We start from the raw sequence: 11,689 nt of genomic DNA, 5'->3' as shown, positions 1-11,689 counted from the left end.
GATGAATACTGCTGTGGATGCTGTCGAACGTACTGAAATCCTGATCATCGGTGCGGGCCCGGCCGGCTCGGTGGCCGCGGCGATGCTGCGCCAGCAGGGCCGCCAGGTGCTGATGCTGGAGCGCCAGCAGTTCCCGCGCTTCTCGATCGGTGAAAGCCTGCTGCCGCAGAGCATGGAGTACATCGAAGCGGCAGGCCTGCTGCAGGACGTGGTCGAAGCGGGCTTCCAGCACAAGAACGGCGCCGCCTTCGTGCATGGCGAGGCGCGCACCGCGTTCGACTTCAGGAAGAAGTTCTCGCCAGGCTGGGGCACCACCTACCAGGTGCAGCGCGCCGACTTCGACAACGTGCTGGCGCGCGGTGCCGAGCGCATGGGCACTACGCTGCGCTTCGGCGATGAAGTGCTTGCGGTCGAGCCGGGCGAGCAGCCGGCGGTGACCGTGCGTCGTCCGGATGGCAGCGAGTGCCGCATCGAGGCCGATTTCATCCTCGATGCATCCGGTTTCGCGCGCTTGCTGCCGCGCCTGCTGCAGCTGGAATCGCCGTCCAACTTCCCGGTGCGCGGGGCGATCTTCTGCCACGTGCGCGACAACATTCCGGCCGAAGCGGACTTCGACCGCAACAAGATCCTGATCACCACCCATCCCGAGCACATCGACGTCTGGTACTGGACGATCCCGTTCTCCAACGGCTGCTGCTCGCTGGGCGTGGTCGCCGAGCCGTCGTTCTTCGAACGCTACGAAGGCGACGACCTGCAGAAGCTGCAGGCCATCGTTGGCGAGGACCCCAACCTGACCCGGCTGCTGGCCAACGCCGAATGGGCGGTGCTGCCGGTGCGTCGCATCACCGGTTACTCGGCCAATGTCAGCTCGTTGTGGGGCCCGGGCTACGCCCTGCTGGGCAATGCCGGCGAGTTCCTTGACCCGGTGTTCTCCTCCGGCGTCACCATCGCCTTCAAGTCCGCGCAGCTGGCCAGCGAATGCCTGGCGCGCCGCTATGCCGGCGAAACCGTCGACTGGGAAGCTGAATTCTCGATCCCGCTGCGTGCCGGCGTGAAGACCTTCCGCCGCTTCGTCGAAAGCTGGTACGAGGGCGGCTTCCAGAAGATCATCTACCACCCGCAGCAGCAGCCCGAAGTACGCGACATGATCAGTTCCATCCTGGCCGGCTACGCCTGGGACACCAACAACCCGTATGTGGCCGACGAAAGCGGCCGCCGCATGCGCGTGCTGGAGCAGCTGTGCAGCGCCTGATCGCCCGTACCGCGGCCGTGCTGCTGTGCCTGCTGCTGGCCGCCTGTGCCGGCCGCATGCCCAAGCCATTGGTGGAACTGCCGCCGCTGCGCCTGTCGCCGGCCAGCCTGTCGGCGCCGTTGGCGCTGCAGCAGCAGCTGCATTTCCGCTTCGGCACGCATGAGCGCGATCTGGATGCTCTGCTGGAAGCCGATGCGCAGCAGGTGCAGCTGGCGGTGCAGGCGATGGGCCAGACCGGCGTGCGCCTGCAGTGGGACGGCCAGCAGCTGACCCAGCAGCGCGCACCGTGGCTGCCGCCGCAGGTGCGTGCCGAGCGCGTGCTGGATGACCTGCAGTTCGCGCTGTGGCCGACCGCGGCCATTGCCGCCGCGTTGCCGGCCGGTTGGCAGGTGAGCGATGACGGCCGGCAGCGCAGCCTGTCGCGCGACGGCACGGTGTGGCTGCAGCTGCAGCGCCTGGACGATGGCAGCGTGCAGTTGGACAACCGCGCCGAAGGCTATGCGCTGCGCATCGAATCGATCGACATGGCCGGGCAGGACCGATGAGTGCACCGATCTACCTGAACGACCTGGGCGTAGTCTGCGCGCTCGGCGATGGCCGCGCCGCGGTCGCGTCGGCGATGTTCGCCGATGTGCCGGGCGGGCTCAGCGACAACGACAGCCTGCTGCCGGGGCGCACCCTGGCGCTGGGAGAGGTGCGCACGCCGCTGCCGGCGCTGGAGGACCTGCCGGTGGCCCTGCGCGGGCGCAACAACGCCCTGCTGGACGTGGCACTGGCGCAGATCGCACCGGCGGTGGCCGCCGCGATCGCCCGCCATGGTGCCGAGCGCGTGGCGGTGGTGCTGGGCACCAGCACCTCGGGCATTGGTGAATCCGAGCAGGCCCTGCGCAGCCACGCCGAACAGGGCCAGTGGCCGCAGGGCTTCGATTACGCCCAGCAGGAAATGGGCACCGCCGCGCAGTTCGTGCGCCAGCGCAGTGGTGCACAGGGGCCGGCATGGACCCTGTCCACCGCCTGCTCGTCCAGCGCCAAGGCGCTGATGTCGGCCGCCCGGATGCTGCGCGCCGGCATCGTCGATGCGGTGATTGCCGGCGGTGCTGATTCGCTGTGCCGCTTTACCGTGGCCGGCTTCAGCGCGTTGGAATCGGTGTCGGCACTGCGCTGCAATCCGTTCTCGCAGCACCGCGCCGGCATCAACATCGGCGAGGGCGCCGCGCTGTTCCTGCTTACCCGCGAGCCGGGTCCGGTGTGCCTGGCCGGGTGGGGCGAATCGGCCGATGCCCATCACATGTCCGCCCCCGATCCGCAGGGGCTGGGTGCCATCGACGCCCTGCAGCAGGCGCTGCTGCGCGCCGGCTGGGGCGCCGACGAAGTGGATTACGTGAACCTGCATGGCACCGCCACCGGGCACAACGATGCGATGGAAAGCCTGGCGGTCTCGCAGGTGCTGGGCAATGGCGTGCCGGCCAGTTCGACCAAGCCGCTGACCGGCCATACGCTGGGTGCCTCGGGCGCGATCGAGGCGGCGCTGTGCTGGATCCTGCTGGCCGAGAACCCGCAGCAGCAGCTGCCACCGCACTGGTGGGACGGCGTGCCCGACCCCGCACTGCCGGTGCTGCCGCTGGTCGCGCCGGGCTCCCGCCTGGCGCAGGCGCCGCGGCGGGTGCTGAGCAATTCGTTCGCCTTCGGCGGCAGCAATGCCGTGCTGGCACTGGAGCGTCGATGAACACGCTGTACGCGATCGAGGACGTGGTGCCGCACCGCCAGGACATGTGCCTGCTGGAGCGCATCACGCAGTGGGACCAGGACACCCTCGAGGCTGAACTGGTGGTGCCCGCATCCGGCCTGTTCGTGGAGAACGGCGAAGTGCCGGCGTGGGTCGGCATCGAATACATGGCGCAGGCCATCGCGGCCTGGGCCGGCTGCCGTGCGCGTGCGGCCGGCAAGCCGCCGCAGCTGGGCTTCCTGCTCGGCAGCCGCCGCTACAGCAGCGCGCGCAGCAGCTTCCCCAGCGGATCGCGGCTGCGCGTACAGGCGCGCTGCGAGCTGTTGGGTGACAATGGATTGGGGATGTTCGCCTGCCGCATCCTGGCGGGCGAGGACGAATGGGCGACAGCCAACGTGTCGGTGTTCGAACCGGCCGACGCGATGGCCTATCTGGAGAGTGGACAGGCATGACAGGGAATCGAAGCGTGCTGGTGACCGGCGCCAGCCGGGGCATCGGCCGGGCCATCGCGCTGCGCATCGCGCGTGATGGCTTCGACGTGGTGGTGCATTGCCGCAGCCGCCTGGAAGAAGCACAGGCCGTGGTGGCCGAGATCCAGGCCTTGGGCCGGCAGGCCCGCGTGCTGGCGTTCGACGTAGCCGACCGCGAGGCCGCACGCGCCGCGCTGGAGGCCGATGTCGAAGCGCATGGCGCGTACTACGGCGTGGTCTGCAATGCCGGTATTGCCCGTGATGGCGCCTTCCCGGCGCTGTCGGCGGAGGATTGGGACCAGGTCATCCACACCAACCTGGATGGCTTCTACAACGTGCTGCATCCGCTGATCATGCCGATGGTGAGGCGGCGCAAGCCGGGCCGCATCGTCACCCTGTCGTCGGTGTCCGGGCTGGCCGGCAACCGCGGCCAGGTCAATTACAGTGCCGCCAAGGCCGGCATCATCGGTGCCACCAAGGCGCTGGCACTGGAACTGGCCAGCCGCCAGATCACCGTCAACTGCGTAGCCCCGGGCCTGATCGAGACCGAAATGCTCAACGATGAAGTGATCGAACACGCGCTCAAGCTGATTCCCGCCGGCCGCGTCGGTCGTCCCGACGAAGTGGCGGCCACGGTGGCGTTCCTGCTGTCCGAACCGGCTGGCTACATCACCCGCCAGGTGATCTCGGTGAACGGAGGCATGCTCTGATGGCTGCCGATCGTCGCGTGGTGGTCACCGGTGCGGCCGCCATCAGTCCGCTCGGCCACGACTGGCCCACCATCGAAGCGCACCTGCGCACCTGCGCAGCTGCCGCAATGCCGTGCGCACGATGCCCGAATGGGATGTCTACGCTGGCCTGAACACCAAGCTGGCCGCGCCGGCGCAGGACTTCGAGCTGCCGCCGAACTACAACCGCAAGACCACCCGCTCGATGGGCAAGGTCGCGATCATGTCGGTGCGCGCCACCGAGATGGCGCTGCGCCGGGCCGGCCTGCATGAACACCCGGTGCTGCGCAGCGGCCGTACCGGCGTGGCCTACGGCTCGTCCTCGGGCAGCCATGAGGCCACCGGCGAATTCGGCCGCATGCTCAACGAATTCACCACCGACGGCATCAGTGCCACCACCTACCTGAAGATGATGAGCCACACCGCGCCGGTCAACATCGGTGTGTTCTTTGGTTTGTCCGGGCGCGTCTACACCACCTCCAGTGCCTGCACCTCGGGCAGCCAGGGCGTGGGCGCGGCCTACGAGGCCATCCGCAGCGGCAAGCAGACGGTGATGGTGGCCGGCGGTGCCGAGCAGCTCGATGCCACCGCTGCGGCGGTGTTCGACACCCTGTTTGCCACCAGCGTGCGCAACGATGCGCCGCAGACCACGCCGCGCCCGTTCGATGCCGGCCGTGATGGCCTGGTGCTGGGCGAGGGTGCCTGCACGCTGATCCTGGAAGACCTGGAGCACGCGCAGGCGCGCGGTGCCACCATCCTTGCCGAAGTGGTCGGCTACGGCACCAACAGCGATGGCCAGCACGTCACCCAGCCCAGCGCCGACACCATGGCCCAGGCCATGTGCCTGGCGCTGGAGGATGCCGGCCTGGACGCGGCACAGATCGACTACGTCAACGCCCACGGCACCGCCACCGATCACGGCGACATCGCCGAGACCCAGGCGACCGCGCAGGTGTTCGGCAGCCGCATGCCGATCAGCTCGCTGAAGAGCTACGTCGGCCACATGCTGGGTGCCTGCGGTGCGTTCGAGGCCTGGATGAGCATCGAGATGATGCGCGCCGGCTGGTTCGCGCCCACCCTGAACCTGGCCGAGGTCGATCCACGCTGCGGCCAGCTCGACTTCATCACCGGCCAAGGCCGCGAACTGCAGGCCGAGTACGTGATGAGCAACAACTTCGCCTTCGGCGGCATCAACACCTCGCTGGTGTTCCGCCGCTGGAGCGAGTGATCCACCGCCCCACCGCCGCTGTTCCCGCAACCTACCCGCACCCTCGACAAGGAGATGTTCCGATGCGCCGCACCCTGATGATCGCCACGGCCACCGCGCTGCTGGCCCTGACCTCCACCGCCTCCGCCCGCGACACCCGCGTGGAGCAGTCCCTGCAGGAACTGGTCAGCTCGCAGGCTGCCAAGGACGCCGGCATCGACGGCAGCGTCCGCTTCTACCTGGCCGGCCAGCCGGTCAGCGTGCAGCAGCGCCTCGGCGAAGACGTGACCAACAAGAAGACCAACGCCGCCAACAAGAGCGACGCCGAGGCCTGCCGCTGGGTTGCGCTGTCGGCGCTGCGCGCGCTGCAGGACGGTGCCAAGTCGCGCGGTGCCAACGCCGTGGTCGACATCGTCAGTTACTACAAGAAGAACGAGTTCAAGAGCAGCACCAATTACGAGTGCTACGCCGGCACCATCCTCGCCGGTGTCGCGCTGAAGGGCACCTACGCCAAGGTCAAGTAAGCGCCCGTGCGGCGGCGGCGTTGGCTGAACGCCGCCGCCACATTGCTGAATCCCGCCGGGGAAACGCCGCCGATCACGCCGCCATCGTCGGCTGACGGCTTTCCCCGGTGTCGGCTTTCCGACACAATCATGGCTCTTCCCGGGTTATCGTCCCGCGGACATGCACGCCTACGTCTATAAAAGCCAACTCAAGCCAGACACCTACGTCTACGTTCCCCGACGCGATGATTTCAGCGCGCTGCCCGCGCCGCTGCTCACCTCGCTGGGGGCGCTTACCTTCGTCCTGGACGTGGCCCTGGAGGCCCGGCGCCGCCTGGCCCAGGCTGATCCGGACAAGGTCCGCAGCGAAATGAATGAACGTGGTTTCTACCTGCAGGTACCGCCATCGGTGTCCAGCCTGATGCCGCGACACTATGACTGACGCCTCCCGTCCGCGCGTCCTGTCGATCGCCTTTGCCGTGGGTGCCGTGCTGGCGCTGGGTGCCGCTGTGGGCGGCATTCCAGGGGCCATCCTTGCCGCACTGGCGCAACCGGCGTTCGCGCTGGGCGTGTCCTGGTGGCGGCGCAGCCGCGCGCTGCTGCCACTGAAGGTGGTCGCGCGCCAGGACCTGCCCGCGCTGTTGGCGCTGTGGGCCGCCGCACCGCTGCTGCTGGCGCTGCTGCTGGCCTGGCCGCTGGCGGCGCTGCGCGACAGCGGCAGCCTGGCTGCGGTGCTGGGCCTGAGCGTGCTGGTCAGTGCCGGCCTGCTGGCAGCCTGGCGCACCTGGCCGTTGTGGAACGATGTTGAACGGCTTGATGGCAGCCTGGCCCAGCATTGGCAGGCGCTGGCCGGGCGCGACCTGACCGCCTGGCGTGGCCTCGGTGTGGCCGCGCTGGTGATTGCCCTGGCGGCACTGGTGGTACTGCCGGCCTGGCCGGACCTGCTGCCGGAAGGCGCGCGTTGGCCCGCCACATTGGCAGTGCTGGTGCTGTCGCCGCTGCTGCACCTGTTGTTGCAACGGGTGGCGCCGGCGCCGTTGGTGTCACTGCGTGCGAGCCCGTTGGCCACGGCCAGCAGCGAGCACGAACCGATGTTCTCCGCCGCGGTCGAAACCGTGCCGCTTGAGGCGATGGCGCCGCAGGAGCTGACTCCGGCGCTGTATGAAGCCGCGCGCCATGGCCGCATCGACCGTGGCCTGCAGCTGCTGCAGGCCGGCGCCGATCCCTATGCGCTGCCGGACCCGAACTGGCGCGACCAGCGCAGCCTGGCGGTGCTGGCCGCGGTGCTGCCGGACCTGCGCCTGCTGCGCGAACTGATTGGCCGCGGCGTCGACGTGAACGCGCCGCACCGGGGCATGACCCCGCTGCTGGCCGCCACCCGCGACAGCTGGCACGGCCGCCCGGAAGCGGTGATGACCCTGCTCGCCAACGGTGCCGATTCACGTGCCACCGACAGCGATGGCAATACCCCGCTGCACCATGCCGCGCGCAGTTCCGACCCGGGCGTGGCCGCGCTGCTGCGCGATGCCGCTGCCGAAGTGGATGCACTGAACAGCGACGGCTGGTCGCCGCTGGCGGTGGCCTGCCAGGTCGGTAACTGGCGCCTGGCCCGCTTCCTGCTGGAGCGCGGTGCGCGCAGCGAACCGGCCGAGGGTACGCCGGTGCTGCTGGCCGCCGCCGCCACCGAAGACGATGATCCGGCCGGCGTGCAGCTGCTGCTCAAGCACAAGGCCCGGGCCGATGCCCGTGACCGCCAGCGCCGCAGCGCGCTGCATGAGGCGGCACTGGCCGGCCACGTCGAGATCATCGGCGTGCTGCTCGGCGCTGGCGCCAACCTGGAAGCGCGCGATGCGCTCGGTCGCACGCCGTGGCTGGAAGCGGCCCGCGCCGGCCGCGCCGGTGTGATGGAACACCTGCTGCCGCACAAGCCCGACCTGGTCGCGGTGGATGGTGAAGGCCGCAATGCGGTGCAGCTGGCCGTCATGGCCGAGGATGTCTCGCCGCTGCTGATCAAGCGCCTGGTCGATCTGGGCATTGCCGCCGATGCCACCGATCCGGTCGGCCGCCGTGCGGTGGACTACGCCGCCGAAGCCGGCCGCTGGGCGATCGTGGCCCTGCTGGACCCGTCCTATCCGTTGCCGGCCGCCGTCAGTGATGGCCTGGCCGAGCGCGGCGAAGCCGCCAGCGCCAGTGGCCTGCTGCCGGACCGCCCGCCGTTGACCCTGCTGCGCGAGGCGCTGGGCTTCGGCAACACCGACGGCATGGCCGCGCTGGCCAAGCTGTGCCAGCCGGAAGAGCTGGGCGGGCTGCTGCTCGACCCCGAACTGGCGCTGGAGCCGGCCGCGGTCGATTGGCTGCTGGCCCACGGTGCGGATCCCTATGTGCGCGACGCTTGCTCCGATACGCCGATGTTCGCGCTGCTGTCGCGCGGCATCGATGCAGTGCCTGCGCTGCAGGTGATGCTGCAGCGTGGCCTGTCACCGGCCGGCCGCGGTGGCCTGGCGCGCTTCCTTGCCGCCTGCGCACAGCACGACCAGGCCGCCCGTGGCCTGGAACAGCTGGCACTGGAACTGCTGGAACGTGGCGCCGATCCGTTCGCGGCTTCGCCGGCGGGCGATCCGCCGTTGTCGCTGGCGGTGCGCCTGGGCTGGCTGCGCCTGCAGCAGGCCCTGCTCAAGGCCGGGGTCGACCGCGAAGCGCGCGACAGCCACGGCATGACCGCCCTGCATCTGGCTACCGCACTGGCCCGTGAAGGTGCGCTGAAGCTGCTGGTGCAGCACGGCGCCTCGCCGGAAGCACGCGCTGCCGATGGGCAGACACCGCTGGGCGTGGCGCTGTCGATCGGTCGCCGTGACCTGGCCGACTGGCTGGACTGGCGGGTGTGGCCGTTGCCGCGCCGCACCCTGCGCGAGGCCGATCTGCCGGCCGCTGCGATGGCCGGTGACGTCGATGCGGTGCGCCGCCTGATCGATCTGGGATTTGCCGTCGACGCGGTCGATGCACAGGGCTGCACCGCGCTGCTGCGTGCGGCCGGCGGTGGTCATCTGGCAGTAACCGACCTGCTGCTGGCACGCGGCGCCGATCCGCAGCACGCCGCTGCCAGCGGTGCGACGCCACTGTCGGCCGCGGTCAGCATGCGCCAGGTGGACATCGTTTCGGCCCTGCTCGACGCCGGCGCCAAGCTGGAACACCGCCTGCCGGGCGGGGTGACCGTGCTGATGCTGGCCTCGGCGCTGGGCCTGCCGGACATCGTCGCGCGCCTGCTCACTGCCGGTGCCGATGTGCATGCCGGTGACGCGCAGCAGCTGGGCCCGCTGCACTGCGCCGCGCTGTACGGCTTCAGTGCCCGCGACCGCTCGCGCCTGCTGGCCCTGCTCGATACCCTGTTGCTGGCCGGTGCCGAACCGGACCAGGCCGCCGCGGGCTCGGTCACGCCGCTGCTGCTGCTGCTGGGTGCACGCGCCGAACCGGGTACCGCCTGCGACGAGCAGGTGGTGATGGCCGCAGTGGAGCGCCTGCTGGACGAGGAGGTGAGCCTGGAGGTGCGTGATCCTCGTGGCTTCGGCCCGCTGCATCTGGCTGCCCTGCACGGCCTGCCGCTGCTGGTGCAGCGCCTGTTGCGCGCCGGTGCCGATCCGGAAGTGCGCGACAGCCTCAACCGCAGCCCGCGCGAGATCGCGGTGATGCGTGGCTTCATCGACGTGGCCGGCGAGTTTGAACCGCGCGTGCCGGGCGTCTCGTCGATGGCCCGGTTCCTGCGCGACAACGGCTGACAGGCCGGGGTCGGATCCCTTTCCAACGGAAAGGGCTCTGACCCCAACACCGCGCTGCGGGAATCTGTAGTGGGTAGTGCCGGCCGCTGGCCGGCAACCTCATGAAACCTCCGGGATCCCGAGGCTGCCGGCCAGCGGCCGGCACTACCGGGTCCACCATCCATCGGGTGGGTGCCGACCGTTGGTCGGCACACTGGCTGGCTGTCACCGCTCCTTGTCGCCGTCACTTTCCGCGTCGGCTTCAAACAGGTGCATCAGGTCGTTGCGTGCATCGCGCGAGGTCTGGATCACCGCGGCCTCGTCGTCGTACACCAGATACTGGTCGCGCAGCAGCTGCTCGTCGTGCTCACGGAAGCGCTGCACGTGGCGTTCGGCCACTTCAGGTGCAACACCCAATGCGGTCAGCACGCGCCCGCTCATTTCCAGGCTGGTGCCGAACACTTCGCGGAACGGTTCGGCCGACATGTCCATCAGGCGCCACGCATGCTGGCGGTTGCGTGCACGCGCCAGCACCTTCGCGTCCGGGTACAGCCGGCGCACCATGCGCACTGCACGCAGGTTGGTCTCCGGGTCGTCCACGGTGATCACGAACACATCGATGTGTTCGCCGCCCGCAGCGCGCAGCATCTCCGGCCGGGTCGGGTCGCCGTAATACAGCTGGTTGCCGAAGCGGCGCAGGTCGGCCACGGTATCGGGGTTCGCTTCCAGTGCCACGAACGGCACCTTCTGCGCGGTCAACAGGCGCGCGATGACCTGGCCGAAGCGGCCCATGCCGGCAATCAGCACTTTCGGCCGGTTGTCCGGCGCCACCTTGTCGGCCTCGGCTGCCTCGCGCGGCGTTGCCTTCTCCTGGCCGAGCAGCTTGAGCAGCGCGATCATCAGCAGTGGCGTGATCGCCATCGACAGGCCGACGATCGCCACCAGACGGTCATGGTTGGCGCTGCCCAGCAGGTGCGCGCGCTGCGCTTCGTTGAACACCACGAAGGCGAACTCGCCGCCCAGCCACAGCACGCTGCCCAGTAGCAGCGAGTGCCGTGAACTGAGCTTTGCGATGCGCCCGATCACGTACAGCAGGCTGAATTTGACCACCAGCAGGATCGCCACGCCGGCGGCGATGAGCCACGGCTCGGCAACGATGCGGTCGAGGTCGATGCCCATGCCCACCGCAATGAAGAACAGGCCCAGCAGCAGCCCCTTGAACGGCTCGATCTGCGCTTCCAGTTCGTGCCGGAACTCCGAGTCGGACAGCAGTACGCCGGCCAGGAACGCGCCCAGGCTGGGGCTGAGGCCGGCTTCCTGCATGAACCAAGCGGTGCCGAGCACCACCAGCAGGGCAGTGGCAGTGAAAACTTCCGGGCTGCGGGTGCGCGCGATGATGCTGAACACCCTGCGCAGTACCGGCCGCCCGCACAGGATCACCACCGCCAGCGCACCCAGCGCCACGGCCGCATCTTCCCAGCGCAGCGTCTCGTTCTTCACCCCGCCCAGCAGCGGGATGGCCGCCAGCAGTGGAATCGCGATCAGGTCCTGGAACAGCAGGATGGCGAACCCGAGCCGGCCATGGTCGCTGTTGATCGCCTTGTGTTCTGACAGCAGCTGCAGGCCCACCGCAGTGGATGACAGCGCCAGCGCCACGCCCACCACCAGCGCACTTTTCCATTGGAAGTGGTCGAGCAGCAGCAGGCCGCCCAGCACCAGCCCGGACAGCGCCACCTGCGCCGCACCGGCACCGAATACCGAGCGTCGCATTACCTTCAGGCGCGCGGGCGACAGCTCCAGCCCGATCACGAACAGCAGCATCACCACGCCGATCTCGGCGGCGCCGAGGATGCGATCGGCGTCCTGCACGAAGCCCAACCCGTCCGGGCCCAGTACCACGCCGGCCGCCAGGTAGCCCAGCACCGCGCCGAAGCCGAATTTCTTGAACACCGGCACGGCGATGACCGCCGCCAGCAGCAGCACCAGGGCCAGTTCCAGACCGCCGCTATGCATGGGAATACCTGGTCATCGGGAAGCCGCTGCGCGTCCGT

9 protein-coding genes and 1 pseudogene are annotated in these 11,689 nt (G+C 69.4%); 9 read left to right on the top strand and 1 reads right to left on the bottom strand.

Annotated elements, in window-relative coordinates; all coding sequences use genetic code 11:
- Position 1: 1 nt before the first annotated feature.
- The 9 genes and pseudogenes from AC3ITW_RS21575 to AC3ITW_RS21535 all read left to right on the top strand — a co-directional run bounded on the left by AC3ITW_RS21575 (position 2) and on the right by AC3ITW_RS21535 (position 9,659).
- The gene (locus AC3ITW_RS21575; RefSeq protein WP_153676187.1) at positions 2–1,252 is read left to right on the top strand and encodes an NAD(P)/FAD-dependent oxidoreductase; all 1,251 of its coding nucleotides are present in this window, start codon (positions 2–4) and stop codon (positions 1,250–1,252) included.
- Positions 1,240–1,797: a DUF3261 domain-containing protein gene (locus tag AC3ITW_RS21570; protein ID WP_153676186.1), complete on the top strand. Its 558-nt coding sequence runs from the start codon at positions 1,240–1,242 to the stop codon at positions 1,795–1,797. The genes AC3ITW_RS21575 and AC3ITW_RS21570 overlap by 13 nt, the downstream gene beginning before the upstream one ends.
- Positions 1,794–2,978, top strand: coding sequence for a beta-ketoacyl-[acyl-carrier-protein] synthase family protein (locus tag AC3ITW_RS21565; RefSeq protein ID WP_153676185.1), 1,185 nt, complete (start codon positions 1,794–1,796; stop codon positions 2,976–2,978). Before AC3ITW_RS21570 ends, AC3ITW_RS21565 begins: the two co-directional genes overlap by 4 nt.
- Entirely contained in the window at positions 2,975–3,430 is a 456-nt protein-coding gene (locus AC3ITW_RS21560; protein WP_065723707.1) for a hotdog family protein, read from the top strand. Before AC3ITW_RS21565 ends, AC3ITW_RS21560 begins: the two co-directional genes overlap by 4 nt.
- Entirely contained in the window at positions 3,427–4,158 is a 732-nt protein-coding gene (locus tag AC3ITW_RS21555) for a 3-ketoacyl-ACP reductase FabG2 (RefSeq protein WP_032129168.1), read from the top strand. Before AC3ITW_RS21560 ends, AC3ITW_RS21555 begins: the two co-directional genes overlap by 4 nt.
- Positions 4,158–5,404 (top strand): annotated as a pseudogene (locus AC3ITW_RS21550) (beta-ketoacyl-ACP synthase). The gene AC3ITW_RS21555 and the pseudogene AC3ITW_RS21550 overlap by 1 nt, the downstream one beginning before the upstream one ends.
- A gap of 62 nt (positions 5,405–5,466) precedes the next feature.
- The gene (locus AC3ITW_RS21545) at positions 5,467–5,907 is read left to right on the top strand and encodes a hypothetical protein (RefSeq protein ID WP_006401882.1); all 441 of its coding nucleotides are present in this window, start codon (positions 5,467–5,469) and stop codon (positions 5,905–5,907) included.
- A gap of 160 nt (positions 5,908–6,067) precedes the next feature.
- On the top strand, positions 6,068–6,328 hold the full coding sequence (locus tag AC3ITW_RS21540) for a YcgL domain-containing protein (protein WP_012512459.1): 261 nt from the start codon (positions 6,068–6,070) through the stop codon (positions 6,326–6,328).
- Positions 6,321–9,659, top strand: a complete 3,339-nt coding sequence (locus AC3ITW_RS21535) for an ankyrin repeat domain-containing protein (protein WP_153676183.1) — start codon at positions 6,321–6,323, stop codon at positions 9,657–9,659. Before AC3ITW_RS21540 ends, AC3ITW_RS21535 begins: the two co-directional genes overlap by 8 nt.
- Positions 9,660–9,863: 204 nt before the next feature.
- Here the strand turns inward: AC3ITW_RS21535 and AC3ITW_RS21530 are convergent, their stop codons facing one another.
- A complete protein-coding gene (locus AC3ITW_RS21530) occupies positions 9,864–11,651 on the bottom strand; it encodes a monovalent cation:proton antiporter-2 (CPA2) family protein (protein ID WP_012512457.1) in 1,788 nt (595 codons plus the stop codon).
- Positions 11,652–11,689 lie beyond the last annotated feature (38 nt).

The sequence above is a fragment of the Stenotrophomonas sp. KH_052 genome, from assembly GCF_057838755.1.
This window is presented reverse-complemented; position numbering and strand designations above follow the sequence as displayed.